Here is a 17,500-nt window from a genome sequence, read left to right as displayed (position 1 = left end):
AGCGGCGATCAGAGACCCCGCGCAGAGACGACGGAGACCATGCGCTCGAGGGCGTAGACCGGGTCGCGCGCGGCGCCCTTCACGTTGGCGTCGGCGTCGGCGACCGTGAGGATCGCGGCGCCGAGGCCCTCGCCCGTCCAACCCTGGAGGTCGCGGCGCGCGCGGTCGACCTGCCACGGCGCAAGGCCCAGTCGGGAGGCGATCTGGCCCGAGCCCTCGCGCGAACCGGCTACTTTCGCCATCGTCCGCAGTTTGCTGGCGAACGCCGCGACGAGGGGGACGGGATCGGCGCCCGAGGCGAGCGCGTGACGCAGGCCGAGCAGCGCCTCCCCGTGCCGCCCCGCGATGGCAGAGTCGGCGACGGTGAAGGCCGTGGTCTCGACGCGACCGCCGTAGTACTTCGCGACGGTCGCCTCCGTGATCTCGCCGGTGACGTCGGAGAGCAACTGCTGGCACGCCGAGGCGAGCTCGTCGAGGTCGTCGGAGAAAGCCGAGACGAGGGCGCGGACAGCGCCGGTCGTCGCCGTCCGCCCCGCCGTGCGGAACTCGGCGACGGCGAAGTCGACCTTGTCGCTCTCGCGCTTGAGCTCGGCGCAGACGATCTCGATCCCTCCGCCGGTTCCCGATCGGATCGCGTCGAGGAGCTTCTTGCCGCGGTTCCCACCGCCGTGACGGAGCACCAGGGTCGCCCCCTCGGCGGGCGAGGCGAGGTAGTCGAGTGCCTCGAGGAGGAACGCGTCGGTGCACTTCTCGACATTCGACACGCGGAGCAGCCGCGGCTCATCGAACAGCGAGGGGCTCGCGAGTGTGAGCAGCTCGCCCGGAGCGTAGGCCCCCGCGTCGATGTCGCTCACCTCGAGGCTCGGGTCTTCGGCGCGAAGGAACTCGCGCAGGAACCGCAGGGCACGGTCGGCGAGGAACTGCTCCGGCCCGGTGACCAGCACGACGGGGGCGGGGCGCGCTTCATTCCAGGCCAGCTGCGGGATCGCAGCCTTCGAGGGCGCCGCCTTCACGCGCGCGGGAGATCGTCCTGCCATGCACTCGTCCCTCCGTACCCCGCCGATCCGGGCCTCGACAACCCTACGGTCTGCCTGCGTCGGCCGGAGGAGCTCGATGCCGCGCCCGGACCGCTGGTCCACACAATGACTCCCTCGCTCCGGGACGCCAGGACGACCGTACCCTCGACGTCCGACCTCAGCGGCTGGACGCCGCGCTCGGCGAGGAGCGCGAGCGTCGACGGGTTCGGATGTCCGTAGTCGTTCTCGGCTCCCACCGACACCAGTCCGACGCCGGCCCCGAGCGCGTCGTAGAGGGCGGGCGACTGATCGGCTGACCCGTGGTGTGCGACCTTCACCACATCCACCCGACCGATCGGGAGGCGTGCGACGCGGCCCTGCTCCTCCGCGCCGAGATCGCCGAGCAGCGCCACCGCGAGCGGACCACCGCCGGAATCAGGGCCGATGTCGACCCGGAGGGTCACGCTCGCCTCGTTGCCCCGCAGGGCGGAGCCCCGCTCGGGCCACTCGACACGCCACCGCAGGGAACCGAGTGCACCGCTGTCACCGCGGGCGGCCTCCCTCACGGTCGCGCCGGCTCGGCTCAGCGCGAGACGATCACGCTCGTCGTCAGGGCCGGCCACAGGCCCGACCAGTGCCGCGTCCGCGCGTCCGAGCACGGCGTCGAGGCCTCCCACGTGGTCGAGGTCGTAGTGCGTGAGCACCAGCAGCGCCACCCGGTCGACGCCCACGAGTCGCAGGCAGGAGTCGAGCAGCGCCGGCTGGGGGCCCGTGTCGACCAGGAGGACGCCCGCGTCACCGCGGAGGAGGATCGCGTCGCCCTGCCCGACATCGCACATCGCGATGCGCCATCCGTCGGGCACGGAGGCCGCGCGCGCGAGCGGTGTCACGGTCGCCGCCCCTCCCCCGGCCGCCACTAGGCACGCCAGCCCGACGGCGACGACCCGACGCAACCGCGACAGGCGCGCGGACCGAGTGAGCAGTGCCAGGACGAGGAGCGTCAGGACGGCCAGTGCGAGCGCGCCCCCGACTCCCGGGAGCCACGCGAGGCGCGGTGAGGGCCAGGAGGCGACGGCGCGCGCGATGGACGCGATCCACCACGCGGGAACGGCGGCCAGGCGGACGGCGATATCGGCGCCGGCCGGCCACCAGGGTGCCAGGAGGCAGCCGATGAGCCCGAGCCCCGTGGCGGCCGGCGCGGCCGGCTCGGCCAGCAGATTCGCGAGCACCCCGTAGACGGGAAGAGAGGGATCGACGAGGAGCAGGACGGGTTGGCATGCCAGCTGTGCTGCCGTCGGCACCGCGAGCACGAGTGCCAGACTCCGCGGCAGGACCTGGCCGAGGCGTGACGCGATCGGCTCGGCGAGCAGGAGGAGTCCGGCGGTCGCGAGGACCGACAGGACGAACCCCAGCCGTCCCGCGATGGCGGGATCGGCGACCACGAGCACGATGACGCTCGCGAGCAGCGCCGGCACTGCCGCCCCTGAGCGTCTCCCCAACCGCGCGAGCAGCACGACCGTCGCCATAGCAGCAGCGCGGACGACGCTCGGCTCGGGGGTGACCAGCACCACGAAGGCGGCGAGGGCGCCGAGAGCCGCGAGCGTCCGGAGGCGTCTCCCTGCGCCCAGTAGCGCCGCGACGATCCAGCCCGCCACCACGACGACGGCGCAGTTCGCACCCGAGACCGCAGTGAGGTGGGTGAGGGACGCGGTGCGCATGTCCTCCTCAAGCCCTCCGTCGAGCGCCGAGGTGTCGCCGGTGGCGAGGCCGGGCAGCAGGCCCGCGACGTCGCCTCCTACGGACGCCGCGCGCTCGAGGAAACGAGACCGGAGCAGCTCGGCCACGGCGGCCGGACCCTCCGGAGCGTGGCGCTCGAGCACGGTCGATGCCGTCAGCAGCGTCGCCTCGCCGACGGCGCCTTCTCTCGGCCCCGCGCGGGCCTCGAGCACGACAGCGGACGCGACCGGGAGGCGTCCACCCGGCTCAGCCAGCAGGACGCGCACGGGTGCGGCCGCCGACTCGTCGCCGATGCTCAGAGCGGTGCCGTCGAACCAGACTCCCCCGGTCGCGAGCGGGCGAGCGCCCGAGTCGACGCGCACCGTGACCGGCATCTCGGCGCGGTGCGCGACGGCGTCGCGCAGCACGGACGGATGTCGCTGAGGAGCCGAGACGACGACGGAGGTGAGCGCGAGTGCCGCGACGGCGGTCGCCACGAGCGCAGCACCCATGACGCTGGCCGCCCGTCGACCTCGGAGCAGCAGCACGGACGCTCCCCCGGCCGTGACGAACGCCCAGGCTGCGCCGCAGAGCAGGCCACCGGTCTCTAGAGCGGTGGAGACCGGCACCAGCCCCGCGAGCCATGCGGCCGCCCATCCGGCGAGTGCAGCCGGCAGCAGACGGAGGTCGTGGGGCCGGACGCGGCTCACGGCGACACCTGGTCTCGGAACGCCGACAAAGTCTTCTCGCCGATGCCGGGCACCTCGAGCAATTGGTCGACCGAGGTGAACGGGCCGTTGGCCTCGCGGAAGGCGACGATCTTCGCGGCCGTCGACGGACCGATCTCGGGCAGTTCCTCGAGCTGCGCGGCCGTGGCGGTACTGAGGCTGAGGACCGAGCCCCCTGCTGCCGTGCTCGCGCCCGCCTGGCCGGCCGCGGAGGCGGGCGGCGCGGCCCCGACCGCAGGAACGACGAGCTGCTCGCCGTCCACGAGCTTCCGCGCCAGATTGACCGCCGCCCGCTCGGCGCCGTCGGCGAAGCCTCCCGCGGCAGCGACGGCATCGGCGACGCGCGCGCCCGGCGAGAGGAGGTAGAGCCCCGCGTTGTGGACCTCGCCGGCGACATGGACGTAGAGCGTCGGCTCGGACGTCTCTGCCACGGTGGGCGCGGCCGCCATCGGCAGCACGCGTTCCCGCCCGCCGGCCTGCGCACCGGCGAGCAGAACCGCGACGACGGCGGAGGCGACCACGAGGACCACGGCCGCGCTCGCGCCGACTCGCCAGCGCGGACGGGGCCGCCGCGGGCGCAGCAGCGCCTCCTCCTCGCCGGTCGCCGTGCTCTGCCGCATCCCCCGACGGTAGGGCGAGCTCGCGTCGCGGTCGGGGCGCCGTCGGCGATCTGTGGAGTAACGCCTCAGAAGGGCGTTGTGGAGGAGAAGGCGTCACCGCGCCGCGTCGCCGCAACGAGCGGGGGCCCAGGCGGACCCCCGCGGAAGCCGCCGTCTACGCCTGCTTCGTGACCAGGTTCACCAGCCGCGGCGACCGCACGATCGCCTTCACGACCTCGCGTCCGACGAGCGCCCGCGCGACTCCCGGCGTGGCACGCGCCCGCTCCTCCAGCTCGTCCGACGAGATCTTCGGCGAGACCTCGAGACGATCGCGGACCTTGCCGTCGACCTGCAGGATCGCCGTCACCTTCTCCTCGACCAGAAGCGTCGGATCGGCCTTACGCCACAACGCGTGCGACACCGGCCCCTCATACCCGAGACGGTGCCACATGTCCTCGGCGGTATAGGGCGCGAAGAGGTTGAGGGCCATCGCGATCACCTCCGTCGCCTCGCGCACCGCCGGATCGCCGGCCCCCGCACCCGAGTCGATGACCTTGCGGGTCGCGTTGACGAGCTCCATCACGCGCGCGACCACGACGTTGAACTTGAACGCCTCGATCAGCGACGGCGACTCCGCGAGGAACCGGTGGGTCTGGCGCCGCAGGACCGCGTCGCCGTGCTTCCACTCGACGTCGGGCCTCGAGGTGACGTCCTTCGCGAGGCGCCAGGCGCGCGCGAGGAACTTGGCGCTGCCCGACGGCGAGACGTCGGCCCAGTCGATGTCGTCCTCCGGCGGTCCGGCGAACGCCATGGTCAAGCGCACGGCGTCGACGCCGTGCTCGTCGAGCTGGTCGGACAGGCGGACGAGGTTGCCCTTCGACTTCGACATCGCCGAGCCGTCCATCTGCACCATGCCCTGGTTGAGCAGCGCGGTGAACGGCTCGGTGAAGGAGACGTAGCCGAGATCGAAGAGGACCTTGGTGATGAACCGCGCGTACAAGAGGTGCAGGATCGCGTGGGTGACGCCTCCGACGTACTGATCGACCGGCGCCCACTGCTCGGCGAGCTTGGGGTCGAACGCCTGCGTGTCGTCCTTCGGCGACAAGAAGCGGAGGAAGTACCACGAGGAGTCGACGAAGGTGTCCATCGTGTCCGGGTCGCGGCGCGCGGGCGAGCCGTCGACCGGGTGCGGGACGTTCACCCAGTCCTCGGCAGCGCCGAGCGGCGAGGAGCCCTTGGGCTGCAGGTCGAGCCCCTCGGTCGGCGGCAGCACGACGGGCAGCTGATCCTCGGGCACCGGCACGAGCTCGCCGTCGGCGCCGTGGATGATGGGGATGGGCGTGCCCCAGTAGCGCTGGCGCGAGATGAGCCAGTCGCGCAGACGGTAGTTCTTGGCGGCACGACCTCGACCGCGCTCCTCCAGCAGCTTGATGATGCGCTCGATCGCGGTGCGCTTCGAGAGACCGTCGAGCGGGCCGGAGTTGATGAGTCGGCCGTCGCCGCTCAGTGCCTCCCCGGTCAGGGCCGGATCGCGTGAGTACTGCGCCTCGAGCGCGGCGAGCTCCTCAGGGTCCTCCGGGATCACCGGGATGGCACCCGTGACGGAGGCAGTGGTGTCGACGACCACGCGCACGGGCAGGTCGAAGGCGCGCGCGAAGTCGAGATCGCGCTGGTCGTGCGCGGGGACCGCCATGACCGCTCCGTGCCCGTAGTCGGAGAGCACGTAGTCGGCCGCCCAGATCGGCAGCCGCTCGCCGTTCACGGGATTCACGGCATAGCGGCCGAGGAACACGCCGGTCTTGGGGCGGTCGGCGGTCAGCCGCTCGATCTCGCTCGACTTCTGCACCGTCTCGAGGTAGCTGCGGAACGCCTCCCGCACCTCGGGATCGCCGCCCTCGACGAGCTCTGCGGCCAGGTCGGAGTCGGGGGCGACGACCATGAAGGTCGCGCCGTAGAGCGTGTCGGGGCGGGTGGTGAAGACCGTGACGCGCTCGTCGCGACCCTCGATCTCGAACTCGACATCTGCTCCGATCGACCGCCCGATCCAGTTGCGCTGCATCGCGATGACCTTCGAGGGCCACGAGCCCTCGAGCTGGTTGAGGTCGTCGAGCAGGCGGTCGGCGTAGTCGGTGATGCGGAAGTACCACTGCGTGAGCTTCTTCTTGACCACGACAGCGCCCGAGCGCTCGGAGGTGCCGTCGGCCAGCACCTGCTCGTTGGCGAGCACGGTCTGGTCGACCGGGTCCCAGTTGACCCAGCTGTCCTTGCGGTAGGCGAGACCCTTCTCGTACATCTTGAGGAACAGCCACTGGTTCCACTTGTAGTACTCGGGGTCGGAGGTGTGCAGCACGCGGTCCCAGTCGAACGCGGCCGCGTAGCGCTTCATCGAGCGCTTCTGCTGCTCGATGTTGTCGTAGGTCCAGGTCGCCGGGTTGAGGCCGCGCTTGATCGCCGCGTTCTCGGCGGGCAGCCCGAAGCTGTCCCAGCCGATCGGGTGCAGCACGTTGAAGCCCTGCTGACGCCAGTAGCGGGCGATGACGTCACCAAGCGCATACGCCTCCGCGTGCCCCATGTGCAGGTCGCCCGACGGGTACGGGAACATGTCGAGCACGTACTTGCGCGGACGCTTGTCGTTCGGGTCGTCCGTGGCGAACGGGCGGGTCTGCTCCCAGATCGGGAGCCACTTGTCTTGGATCGCACGGAAGTCGTAGCGCTCCTCGTCGGTCGCGCCGGTCGGCTGGGAGGTGTCTTCTGCCACAGGTGTGTCTCACTTCTGAACGAGGGGGAGAACGCGCGCACCAGGGCGCCAGCGTTCGACCATCCACCCTACTGGCCTCGCCCTCCCTCCCCGCCCCGCGCGCCCGCGGGAGGCGGCGTCTCGCTCTTCGCGCCCAGGACGTCGAGCAGGGCGCGGGCCTTGAGACGCGTCTCCTCGATCTCCTCCGCGGCGACCGAGAGCGCCGTGATGCCCCCGCCCGTGCCCAGGCGTGCGCGGTGGGCGTCGATCACGAGCGTACGGATCGTCATCGCCAGGTCGAGGGAGCCGTCGGACCCGAGACGACCGAAGGCTCCCGAGTAGATGCCGCGCGGCCCGCCCTCGGCCTCCCGCAGCACCTCCACGGCGCGGCGTTTGGGGGCTCCCGTCATGGATCCGGCGGGGAACGTCGCGGCGAGCAGCTCGGCCAGGCCGACTCCGGGCGCGCGAAGGGCCGAGATCTCGCTGACGAGCTGGTGGACCTGTGTATAGCTCTCGACCTCGAGGAGGCGGTCGACCGAGACAGTGCCGAGGGTCGCGATGCGGGCCAGATCGTTGCGCACCAGATCGACGATCATGACGTTCTCTGCGCGCTCCTTGACGCTCGCGAGCAGCTCGTCGCGCAACGACGCGTCCTCCTCGGGATCGCGGCCTCGTGCCCTCGTGCCCTTGATCGGGTGCGTGGCCAGCCTCCCCTGGGCGCTGCCCGTGAGGAAGCGCTCCGGCGACGCGCTGACGAGGGCGAGGCCGCCCCTCCTGATCAGGCCGCCGTGGTGGCTCGGACTCGTGCGGCGCAGGCGACGATAGGCCTCGACCGGGTCGAACCCTCCCTCGACCTCGACCTGGTTCGTCAGGCACAGCTGGTAGGCGTCGCCCGCGCGGATCGCCGCCTGGCAGCGGGCGATGAGGGCCGCGTAGTGCACCGGATCGTGCCGCCAGCGGGGCGGCCCGGCCGGCTCCGGCGGTCGCGGAGGCGGCACCGGCTCCGGCAAGGAGGCGAGCGCCACGACCGCGAGGGCGAGGGCCTCCGCCTCGGCTGTGGTGCCGACCACGCGGGCGGTGCCGAGCGCGTGATCGACGACGAGGACAGGATCGCCGCGCAGCAGCATGAGAGCGGGCGGATCATCAGAGCGGGGGGAGACGGCCGGCAGACCGAGGGAGGCGGCCCCGGCCTCGTACGAGATCCAGCCATAGCGTCCGAGCGCGGGCTCTCCGCCACGCGTCTCAGCATCGACGAGGGCGAGAGCGTCGTCGATCGCGCCTCCCGCGGCGACCTCGAGGACGTCGCCGGACATCCCGAGGTAGGAGCGTCCCTCGCGGGCGGCTGCTCCCGAATCGAGCCAGAAGGAGGCCTCGGCACGCGCGAACAGGGCCAGGTAGGCGCGCTCCGGGTCGATCCACGGCACCTCGATCGCACGGGGAGCGGGCTCCGCGGCGGGCAGGGGTCGGACCACTCGGCTAGCGTAGGCGGTCGTGGACGGCGAGCAGGTGCGGGAGTGGGACGGGCGGGCGCTCGGGCCTCGCGTCGACGCCCCGGCCGCGGCGCTCGCCGCCGCCGACTCCTGGCTCGTGGCCGACGGACGTGTGCGGGGTCTCGAGCTGCACCGGGCGCGTTTCTTGGGCGCCGTCGAGGCGGCGGGCGGCACGTCCCGCTCCCACGCGGAGGACTTCTTCGACGCCGCCGTCGCGGCTCTCCCCCGCACCGGAGAGGCGTTCTGGCGGGTCGAACTCGCCGCCGGCACGCTCCGGCTGCGTGAGCGGCCCACTCCGAAGCGGACCCGCTCGGTGGTCCTCTGGACGAGCCCCGTGGATCCGCGGCGGGTCCCCGAGTGGAAGGGGCCGGACATCGCCAGGCTCGCGGTGCTGCGCGCGCGCGCGCAAGCGGCGGGAGCCGAGGAGGCGGTCATCCTCGACCGAGAGGGGGCGATCGTCGACGGCGCGTCGAGCGCGGTGCTGTGGTGGCTCGGCGACACCCTCGTCGTGCCTCCGCCCGACAGCGCCCGCGTGCAGAGCGTCACGGCGAGGACCCTCTCGGTGCTCGCTGGCGCGTTGGGGACCGATGTGATCGAGGCGCCGGCGGATCCGGCCTCCCTCGATGGGCGCGAGGTGTGGACGGCCAACGCCCTGCACGGGCTGCGCCTGGCGACCGCCTGGGCCGACGGTCCGGCGCTCGCCGCCGAGCCCGGGAGGCTCGACATGTGGCGGCGGCGGCTCGACGCACTGCGGCGGCCGTTGCCCTGACCGCCCCCGCGCCGCTGGCCGCACCCTCACGCACACTAGAGGTATGAGCGACGCCGGGACCTTCATCCTCGCGACCCTCGACGACGAGGGCGATGTCTGGCGAGCGCAGGAGGTGCGCGAGCGCCTGAAAGCCGGGCTCGACGCGACGGGGGCGTCCGTCGGCGCTGTGCGAGGCACGGTGCGCGATGCGTTGACCAAGTTCCGCGGTCTCGGTCACGACGAGATCGCCGTGCTCTCCTCCGAGCTCTGGAGCCGACCCGTGTTCGAGCCGCGGCTCGCCGCCGTGGTGCTGCTGCAGTCGCGTGTGGCGCTCCTTCGCGCCTCCGATCTGACACGGCTGGAGGGCTTCGTCCGCGACTCCCGGGTCGACGAGCTGACCCTGCCGCTCGCCCGGGACGTCGTGGCCCCGCTGATGTCGCAGCTCGAGGGGTCGGCCCGATCGCGGGCAGACTCGGTGCTCTCGCGGTGGTCACATGAGGGCGGCCGACTGTCGGTCGCGGCGCACCTCGCCCAGTCCCGCACCGAGGGCCGTCGGCCGCGCCGCGACGGGGTGCAGAGCAGAGGCTGAGCGCCCGCCGCTCCGCTCCCGCGCCCCGGTCGCCGACCGTCATGCACGCCTGGCCGTCCCGCCGCCAACCGTGATCCGCCCATCGACGACGAGCGACGGATCCACGCGATGAGCGATCAGGACGACGGTGCGGCCCTGCGCCGCCCTCACCAGATCGGCGAGCAGCGCGTCCGCCACGGGCGCGTCGACCGAGGCGGTCGGCTCGTCGAGCACGAGGACGTCGAAGTCGGCGAGTAGCGCCCGCGCCAGCGCGAGCCGTTGAGCCTGCCCGCCCGAGACGAGCGATCCGCGCTCGCCGACCCGCGCATCGAGCCCGCCACGCGCGGCGACCCAGGAGGCGAGCCCGACCCGGTCGAGCACGCCCTCGAGCGTCGCGTCGTCAGCCGACGGCCGCGCGAAGAGCAGGTTCTGCCGGATCGTGTCGTCGAAGAGGTACGGCTGCTGCTCGACCAGGCCGACGATCCGCCGCAGCTCGGCCTGAGGCAGCGTGCGCGCCTCCACCCCGCCGAGCAGGTACGAGCCGGAGTAGTCGAGGAATCGCACCAGCGCGTGGGCGAGGGTCGTCTTGCCCGAGCCGCTCGCACCGGTGACGAGCACGCAGGCGCCGGCCGGCACGTCGAGCGACACTCCGGTGAGCGCCGGGGAGGAGGCGCCCGGCCAGCCGACGCTCAGCTCGCGCAGCACGAGGTCGCGGCCGAGCGGAAGCGTCGCAGCGGGATCGACGTCGGCGTCGGTGGCGAGCGCGGGCGAGGACGCCTCCCGGTCGAGCTCGGCCAGACGCTGAGCGCTCGAGAGCGCCGAGCGGGCCGCCTGCACGGCGAGCGGCGCGGCGGACACGACCTCGAACACGGCGAGCGGCACGAGCGCGATCACGCCGAGCGCAGGCCCACCGAGCGCGCCGAGCGCGGGGATGCCGAGGGCGAGCCCTGCCCACACCGCTCCGCCGGAGCACAGCGCGAGCACCGCTGCCGCTACGCCGGCCGCGGTGGCGCGACGTCGCGAGGCTCGGGCGAGCGCCGCCTCCGCCTGGACGACGCCCGCGACGGCCTCGTCGGCGGCGTCGAACGCGATCAGCACGTCGAGCCGGGTGACCAGCAGGTGGAGGCGTTCCGCGAGTTCTCCGCGCAGCGGCGCCAGTTCGCGATCGGCCCGCGCCGAAAGCAGGCCTGCGCCGACGGCTCCGCCCACGAAGGCGAGCAGGAGGAGCGCCAGGAGCACCGCACCCATCGCCGGCAGGAGGAGCCACACGCCGACGACGGACACGCCCGCGACGACGGTCGACACGAGCAGCGGCTGGACGATGCGCAGCGGCACGTCCTGCTGCGCATCGACGTCGGCGACGACACGCGACACGAGGTCGCCGCGGCGCACCCGGCCGAGTCCGTCGGGAGCCACTGGGACGAGCCGCTCATACACCCCGGCGCGCAGCTCGGCGAGGACGCGGAAGGCGGCGTCGTGTCCGGTGAGCCTTTCCAGATAGCGGAAGACGGCGCGAGCGAGGGCGAACGCCCGCACCCCGACGACGGCCATCGAGAGGAAGAGGATGGGCGGCTGTTCGGCCGCCCGCACGATGAGCCATGCCGAGCACGCGAGCAGTGCGACGACGGCGGAGGCCGAGAGCACTCCGAAGGAGAGTCCCGGGAGGAAGCGGCGCGGTCGGGGCATCGCCGCGCGGAGCACATCGATGCGGTTCATCGTCCGGAGGGGGCGAGCTCGGGCGACAGGCGCAGCACGGAGTCCGCAGCGGCCACGGTCGCGGGCCGATGCGTCGCGACGATCACGATCACCCCGCGGTCCGCGAGGGTCCGCAAGCCGGCGAGGAGCGCGCGCTCCGACTCCTCGTCGAGAGCGGCCGTCGGCTCGTCGAGGGCGAGCACAGCACAGCCCCGCTCCAGCAGCCGGTGCACGGCTCGCGCGACGGCCACCCGCGCGCTCTGGCCGCCTGACAGGCCCGTGCCGTCGGCGTCGACCCGGTGATCGGGGGCGACATCGGCCGCAGCGATCTCCAGTGCCCGGCCGACGCGCGCCGTATCGGGCACGAGAGCCCCGAGGGCGACGTTGGAGGCGACGCTCCCCGGCAGCAGCTCGGCTCGCTGTCCCGCCCACGCGAGCCACTCCCGACCCGTCGCGGTCGTCAGCGGCCGTCCCCCGAGCAGCAGCGCTCCCCGCGTGGGCACGAACCCGGCGAGCGCCGCGAGGAGGGTCGACTTGCCCGAGCCGCTCGGTCCCACGATCGCCGTGAAGGAGCCGGCGGGCAGCACCGCGTCGACGGGAGCGAGCACTCGCCCGCGTCCGTCATCGACGGCCAGCCCGCGCAGTTCGAGCGTTCCTCCGGTCGGGGGCGCCGCCTCCCGCGCGGGACACGCCGCCGCCCGCTCGATCACCGTGAATGCCTCGTCGGCCGCCGCCACTCCGTCGGCCGCCGCGTGGAACTCGGCACCGACTTGCCGCACCGGGAGGAACACCTCGGGGGCGAGCACGAGCACGAACAGTCCGACGGCGAGGCCGAGCGAGCCGTCGACGAGCCGGAGGCCGATGGAGACGGCGACGAGCGCGACCGAGAGCGAGCCCGCCAATTCCAGCACGAATCCGCTGACGAAGGTCACGCGGAGCACCTTCATCGTGTGCACGCGGTAGTCCTCGGTGAGGGCTCGGATCCGCGCGCCTTGCCGCTCGGCGCGGCCGAAGATCTTGAGCGTCGCGAGACCGCCGACCGTGTCGACGAACCCGGAGGCGAGCGCCTGGAGTCGCGTCCACTGCCGCTTCTGCACGGCCTGGGTCGCCCAGCCGATGAGCACCATGAACACCGGGATCAGCGGCAACGTCACCACGAGGAACAGCGCGCTGAGCGGATCGGCGAGGAACACGACCAGGGTCAGCAGCGGAGTCGCGATCGCGGTGGCGAGGAGCTGCGGCAGGTAGCGCGCGAAGTAGCCGTCGAGGGCGTCGAGTCCCCCGCCGAGCAACGCGACCACTCCCCCGGAGCCTCCTGCGCGCTCGGCAGGTCCGAGCGCGACGAGGGCCGCGAGCACGGCGGCGCGCACTTGCGCCTTCGCGCCGACTCCGCCCCGCACAGCGGTCACCTCGGATGCCCAGGCGAGCACCGCGCGCGCCGCCACCACCGCGAGAAGCGCGAGCGACAGCGGCGCCAGCTCGGCGGCGGTCCGCCCGTCGACGGCGCCCGCCACCATGTGCGCGACGAGCCAGGCGAAGGCGACGATCGCGAGGGTCCTGGCGAGCGCGAGCGCACCTCCGAGCATCAGGAACACGCGTGCCGCTCGGGCATGGCGCAGCAGGCGAGGATCGAGGGGCTTCACGGTGGGCCGCGGCTCAGTGCGCGTCGACCGGGATGTGCGACCGGCCGATGCGCTTGCGGAAGATCCAGTAGGTCCAGGCCTGGTAGCCGACGATGAGCGGCACGAACACCAGGGCGGTCCAGCTCATGACGGTCAGCGTATAGGGCGTGCTGGAGGCGTTCTCGATCGTCAGTCCGTAGGCGGCGACGTTCGAGGCGGGCATCACCGCCGGGAACAGCGTCGTGAACAGCACCAGCACCGCGAGAGCGATGGTGAGCGCGAGCAGAGCGAAGGCGCGGCCCTCGCGTGCCCGGGCGTTCGCGATCCAGGCGAGGACCAGCGTCACCGCCGCTGCGACCGAGAGCAGCCAGGAGGCGACGCTCCCGTGCTCGACGTTCGTCCAGGCGAGGAACGTCGCCGCGATCGCGATCGTCGCCAGTCCCGAGCGGCCCGCGAGCCGACGAGCCCGCTCCCGGATCTCGCCCTCGGTCTTGAGCGAGACGAACACGACGCCGTGCGTGAAGAAGAGCAGGAGGGTCGTCGCGCCGCCCAGGAGCGCGTAGGGGTTGAGCAGGTCGAACACCGTGCCGATGTAGTTGTGATCGGCGTCCATCGGCACGCCGTGCACGATGTTGGCGAACGCGACTCCCCAGAGGAACGCGGGCACGGCCGAGCCGACGACGATCATCGTGTCGAACCGCTTCTTCCAGGCCGCTTCTGGTCGCTGGTGCCGGTACTCGAACGAGACGCCGCGGGCGATGAGCGCCAGGAGGATGAGCAGCAGCGGGAGGTAGAAGCCGCTGAACAGCGTCGCGTACCACTCCGGGAAGGCCGCGAACATCGAGGCGCCCGCCACGATCACCCACGTCTCGTTGAGGTCCCAGACGGGGCCGATCGTGTTGATGAGCACACGGCGGTCGGTGTCGTCGCGGCCGAGGAACGGCAGCGACATCCCGACGCCGAAGTCGAAGCCGTCGAGGACGAAGTAGCCGAGGAAGAACACGGCGACGATCCAGAACCACACCGTGGGCAGGTCGAGGTGCGCGAGATCCATGCTGATGCCTTCCTCAGTAGACCGTGCCGACGAGCTGCGGGCGACCGCTGTCCTCGTCGACCTCGGGGGCGTCGTCGGGGCCGGCCTGGGCGGCCTTCTTGATCAGGCGGAACTCGACGACGGCGAGAGCGCCGTAGATCGCGGTGAACGCGATCAGCGAGATCATGACCTCCACGCCGCTCACGCCGGGCGAGACTCCGTCGGCCGTCGTGAGCAGACCGAACACCAGCCATGGCTGACGGCCCATCTCGGTGAAGACCCAGCCGACGATCATCGCCACCAGCGGCAGCGGGGCCGCCCAGATGGCGATCTTCCACATCCAGCGTCGGGGCTCCCGCCCCTTTCTCGTGAAGAAGAGGCCGGCTGCGGCGACGCCGATCGAGAGGACGCCGAGCGCGATCATCCAGCGGAAAGCCCAATAGGTGACCCAGATGATCGGCGTGTAGTCGCCCGGTCCGTAGACCGTGCTGTACTGCGCCTGGAGGTCGTTGATCCCTTCGACCGTGCCCGTGAAGGTGTGGGTCGACAGGAAGGAGAGGAGGTAGGGGATGCGGATCGAGAACAGCTCGCTCGACCCGTCGGGAGTGCCCCAGGTGAAGATCGAGAAGGAGGCGTTCGCGCCGGTCGACGTCGTGTAGAGCGCCTCCGCCGCCGCCATCTTCATCGGCTGGGTGTCGACCATGGCCAGGCCGAGGGAGTCGCCGGTGACGATGGTGAGGATGCCGCTGATGACCATCAGCCCCGCGCCGAAGGTGAACGCGGGGCGCATGGTGTCGAGGTGCTGGCGGCGCGAGAGGTGGTAGGCCGAGACGCTGATGATGACGGCGGCAGAGACCATGAAGCACGCGAAGATCGTGTGCGGGAAGGCGGCGAGCGCGACCTTGTTGGTGAGGAGCGCCCAGATGTCGGTGAGTTCCGCGCGACCCTTCGTCTCGTTGATCTGGAACCCGACCGGGTTCTGCATGAAGGCGTTCGCGGCGATGATGAAGTACGCCGAGAGGGTGGTGCCGAGGGTGGTCAGCCAGATGGTCGCGAGGTGCAACTTCTCGGGAAGCTTGTCCCAGCCGAAGATCCACAGTCCGATGAAGGTCGCCTCGAGGAAGAAGGCGAGCAGCCCCTCGAAGGCGAGCGGCGCGCCGAAGACGTCTCCGACGAACCGTGAGTAGTCGCTCCAGTTCATCCCGAACTGGAACTCCTGCACGATCCCGGTCACCACGCCCATCGCGAAATTGATGAGGAAGAGCTTCCCGAAGAACTTCGTCAGCTGGAGGTAGTGCACCTTCCCGGTGCGCACCCAGCAGGTCTGGAAGATGGCGACGGTGAGGGCCATGCCGATGGTGAGAGGCACGAAGAGGAAGTGGTAGATCGTCGCCAGGCCGAACTGCCACCTCGACAGCAGGAGCGGATCCAGGAGTTCGTTCACGGCCCTGAGCCTAGGTCGGCGAGAGCGGTCGGACGGCCTCCGATCCCAGCACTGGAGCGGATGTGCGGGCCATCCCGCGATCATGGCGCCCCCCGAGTCGGGGTGGTGGCGCGGGCACGCGGGCACCCCCTCCGCACGAGATCGCTCGACGTCGAGACACACCGTCTCGACGTCGAGCGACTCCACCCCGCGGACGCTGCCGAAGCAGCCTCCCCGGTGGCGGAGACGCGCCCGCTGACCTCTCGACGCCGAGCGATCGCGAGTCGACGCCCATCCTGAGCGATCGCCTTCCTTTTTCACAGCAGATGGGCAGAAAGACTCGTGAGCTCCCGCGGCTGGTCGTTCGTGCGAGCCCTCTCTGCGCCTCGCGGTCGTCGGCGGCGCACCCTCCTCACGTCCAGGCACCGCGCCGTACCATCGAGCCATGTCGAGCATCGGGAGCCGCATCGCGCGCACCGGCGCCTCCCGAGCGGTCCACGCCCTCCGGCCCGTCGCCACAGGAGGCGCGCGATGAACGACGCCCTGTCCGACATCCTCGCGTTCGTCGTGGGCGTCCCCCCGGTGTGGCGCACCCTCCTGTCCGGCCTCGCGATCTTCTTCGAGACCACGATCCTCGCGGGCCTCGTGGTGCCGGGCGACACGATCGTGATCGTGAGCGCGACGGGAGTCACGACTCCGCTGCAGTTCGTGGCGCTCGCGGTCACCGTCATCGTCGGCGCGCTCTGCGGAGAATCGCTGGGCTTCTGGCTCGGCCGGTGGTTCGGCCCCCGCATCCGCGCCTCCCGCCTGGGGCGACGCCTCGGCGAGAAGAACTGGACGCGAGCCGAGCGCTACCTCGCCCGTCGCGGCGGGATCGCGGTCTTCCTCTCTCGCTTCCTCCCGGTCCTTCACTCGCTCATCCCGCTCACCGTGGGCATGAGCGGGATGCGCTATCGCACCTTCATCGCCTGGACGACCCCGGCCTGCATCCTGTGGTCGTTCGCCTACGTCGGCGTCGGAGCCGCGGCGGCGGGTGGCTACCGCGAGCTCTCCGACAGCCTGCACAGCGCGGGCTACGTCTTCGTCGGGGTGATCGTGCTCTTCGCTCTGCTCGTGCTCGGCGGCAAGAAGCTCCTCTCACGAGCGGAGGCGCGTCACCTCGACGAGTGACGCGCCTCCGAGAGAGAGTGCCGGGATCTAGCTGACGATGCCCGCCGACTTCAGCCATTCGCCCGCGATGGAGGCGGCCGACTTCTGGTCGTTGACACTCTCGGAGTTGAGCTCCACGAGGTCGTCGGCGGTGAGCTTCGCGCTCACCTGGTCGAGGATCGCCGCGGCCTTGTCGTCGACCTTCTTCGAGACGATCGGCACGACGTTGTCGGCCACGAAGAGGCCGTCAGGGTCCTGCAGCGCGACGAGGTCGTTCTTCTTGATGTTGGGGTCGGCCGTGTAGATGTTCGCCAGCTGGATCTGGTTGCTGGTGAGCGCGTTCACGGTCGTGGATCCGCCGCTGTCTTCGATGGCCTGGAATGTGGTGGTGATGCCGTACTTCGACGAGAGCGCCTGCGGCCCATAAGGACGCGTCTGCAGCTCGGAGTTGCCGCCCAGCACGATCGGCTCCGTCACGTTCTTGAGCGACGCGATGTCGGTCAGCTTCCACGTGTCGGCGTACGCCCGGGTGACGGTGTACGAGTTCTGGTCGCTGGCGCCGGCGGCGTCGAGCGCGCGCAGGCCGTCAGGAAGCGCCGCGCCCAGCGCCGAGTAGACGTCGCTCGCGGTCGTGGCCGTCGCGTCCGGCTGGAGCGCCTGCAAGAGGCTGCCGTCGTACTCAGGGAAGACGTCGATCGCGCCGCTCTCGATCTCGGGGAGGTAGATCTCGCGCTGCCCGATGCGCAACTGCCTCTGGACCGTGTAGCCCTGACCCTCGAGGGCCTGGGCGTAGATCTCGGCCAGGATCTCGTTCGAGTAGTAGTCCTGCGAGCCGACGACGAGGGTCTCGCCGCCGGCCGCACTCGTCCCCTGCGCGAGCGGATCGCTCGAGGAACACCCTGCCAGTGCCACGACGGCACCGACCGCGAGTGCGGCCAGCGCGACACGGCCCTTCGTGAGATGTGCTGTGAACATG

General features: G+C 71.7%; 13 protein-coding genes. 3 read left to right on the top strand and 10 right to left on the bottom strand.

Annotation, left to right across the window (positions count from 1 at the left end; all coding sequences use genetic code 11):
• Positions 1 to 8 precede the first annotated feature (8 nt).
• The 5 genes from holA to ITJ45_RS05745 form a co-directional block, all read right to left on the bottom strand.
• Entirely contained in the window at positions 9 to 1,037 is a 1,029-nt protein-coding gene (holA, locus tag ITJ45_RS05765; protein ID WP_194608712.1) for a DNA polymerase III subunit delta, read from the bottom strand.
• Complete coding sequence (locus tag ITJ45_RS05760; RefSeq protein ID WP_194608714.1) at positions 1,010 to 3,442, bottom strand: ComEC/Rec2 family competence protein; 2,433 nt, start codon at positions 3,440 to 3,442, stop codon at positions 1,010 to 1,012. The genes holA and ITJ45_RS05760 overlap by 28 nt, the downstream gene beginning before the upstream one ends.
• Positions 3,439 to 4,080 (bottom strand): ComEA family DNA-binding protein, encoded by a 642-nt coding sequence (locus ITJ45_RS05755; protein WP_194608716.1) that lies wholly within the window; start codon positions 4,078 to 4,080, stop codon positions 3,439 to 3,441. Before ITJ45_RS05755 ends, ITJ45_RS05760 begins: the two co-directional genes overlap by 4 nt.
• Positions 4,081 to 4,234: 154 nt before the next feature.
• The gene (gene leuS / locus ITJ45_RS05750; RefSeq protein ID WP_194608718.1) at positions 4,235 to 6,817 is read right to left on the bottom strand and encodes a leucine--tRNA ligase; all 2,583 of its coding nucleotides are present in this window, start codon (positions 6,815 to 6,817) and stop codon (positions 4,235 to 4,237) included.
• A 68-nt stretch (positions 6,818 to 6,885) separates the two neighbouring features.
• Positions 6,886 to 8,268 (bottom strand): anthranilate synthase component I family protein, encoded by a 1,383-nt coding sequence (locus tag ITJ45_RS05745; RefSeq protein WP_323742929.1) that lies wholly within the window; start codon positions 8,266 to 8,268, stop codon positions 6,886 to 6,888.
• 19 nt (positions 8,269 to 8,287) lie between these two features.
• On the opposite strand from ITJ45_RS05745, the gene ITJ45_RS05740 reads away from it, so the two are divergent.
• Positions 8,288 to 9,055: an aminotransferase class IV gene (locus tag ITJ45_RS05740; RefSeq protein WP_194608720.1), complete on the top strand. Its 768-nt coding sequence runs from the start codon at positions 8,288 to 8,290 to the stop codon at positions 9,053 to 9,055.
• Between the two features lie 43 nt (positions 9,056 to 9,098).
• A complete protein-coding gene (locus ITJ45_RS05735) occupies positions 9,099 to 9,623 on the top strand; it encodes a DNA alkylation repair protein (RefSeq protein ID WP_194608722.1) in 525 nt (174 codons plus the stop codon).
• 39 nt (positions 9,624 to 9,662) lie between these two features.
• Here ITJ45_RS05735 and cydC read toward each other — a convergent pair whose 3' ends face one another.
• From cydC to ITJ45_RS05715, 4 genes are read right to left on the bottom strand one after another with little or no spacing between them, the layout of a single operon-like run.
• Complete coding sequence (gene cydC, locus ITJ45_RS05730) at positions 9,663 to 11,318, bottom strand: thiol reductant ABC exporter subunit CydC (protein ID WP_194608724.1); 1,656 nt, start codon at positions 11,316 to 11,318, stop codon at positions 9,663 to 9,665.
• Complete coding sequence (gene cydD, locus ITJ45_RS05725) at positions 11,315 to 12,940, bottom strand: thiol reductant ABC exporter subunit CydD (protein ID WP_323742931.1); 1,626 nt, start codon at positions 12,938 to 12,940, stop codon at positions 11,315 to 11,317. Before cydD ends, cydC begins: the two co-directional genes overlap by 4 nt.
• Positions 12,941 to 12,953: 13 nt before the next feature.
• Positions 12,954 to 13,973, bottom strand: coding sequence for a cytochrome d ubiquinol oxidase subunit II (gene cydB / locus ITJ45_RS05720; protein WP_194608726.1), 1,020 nt, complete (start codon positions 13,971 to 13,973; stop codon positions 12,954 to 12,956).
• A 13-nt stretch (positions 13,974 to 13,986) separates the two neighbouring features.
• Positions 13,987 to 15,396: a cytochrome ubiquinol oxidase subunit I gene (locus ITJ45_RS05715; protein ID WP_194608728.1), complete on the bottom strand. Its 1,410-nt coding sequence runs from the start codon at positions 15,394 to 15,396 to the stop codon at positions 13,987 to 13,989.
• A gap of 510 nt (positions 15,397 to 15,906) precedes the next feature.
• Between ITJ45_RS05715 and ITJ45_RS05710 the strand changes: the two genes are divergently transcribed.
• A complete protein-coding gene (locus ITJ45_RS05710; RefSeq protein WP_194608730.1) occupies positions 15,907 to 16,545 on the top strand; it encodes a DedA family protein in 639 nt (212 codons plus the stop codon).
• Positions 16,546 to 16,572: 27 nt separating this feature from the next.
• Here ITJ45_RS05710 and ITJ45_RS05705 read toward each other — a convergent pair whose 3' ends face one another.
• Positions 16,573 to 17,499, bottom strand: coding sequence for an ABC transporter substrate-binding protein (locus ITJ45_RS05705; protein WP_194608731.1), 927 nt, complete (start codon positions 17,497 to 17,499; stop codon positions 16,573 to 16,575).
• Position 17,500 lies beyond the last annotated feature (1 nt).

Source organism: Rathayibacter sp. VKM Ac-2879 (assembly GCF_015351245.1).
Classification (GTDB): domain Bacteria; phylum Actinomycetota; class Actinomycetes; order Actinomycetales; family Microbacteriaceae; genus Rathayibacter.
This window is presented reverse-complemented; position numbering and strand designations above follow the sequence as displayed.

Coding starts and splice junctions, on each gene's coding strand:
- holA (WP_194608712.1), bottom strand. CDS start 1,037: ATGGCAGGACGATCTCCCGCGCGCGTGAAGGCGGCGCCCTCGAAGGCT.
- ITJ45_RS05755 (WP_194608716.1), bottom strand. CDS start 4,080: ATGCGGCAGAGCACGGCGACCGGCGAGGAGGAGGCGCTGCTGCGCCCG.
- ITJ45_RS05735 (WP_194608722.1), top strand. CDS start 9,099: ATGAGCGACGCCGGGACCTTCATCCTCGCGACCCTCGACGACGAGGGC.
- cydC (WP_194608724.1), bottom strand. CDS start 11,318: ATGAACCGCATCGATGTGCTCCGCGCGGCGATGCCCCGACCGCGCCGC.
- cydB (WP_194608726.1), bottom strand. CDS start 13,973: ATGGATCTCGCGCACCTCGACCTGCCCACGGTGTGGTTCTGGATCGTC.
- ITJ45_RS05710 (WP_194608730.1), top strand. CDS start 15,907: ATGAACGACGCCCTGTCCGACATCCTCGCGTTCGTCGTGGGCGTCCCC.
- ITJ45_RS05705 (WP_194608731.1), bottom strand. CDS start 17,499: ATGTTCACAGCACATCTCACGAAGGGCCGTGTCGCGCTGGCCGCACTC.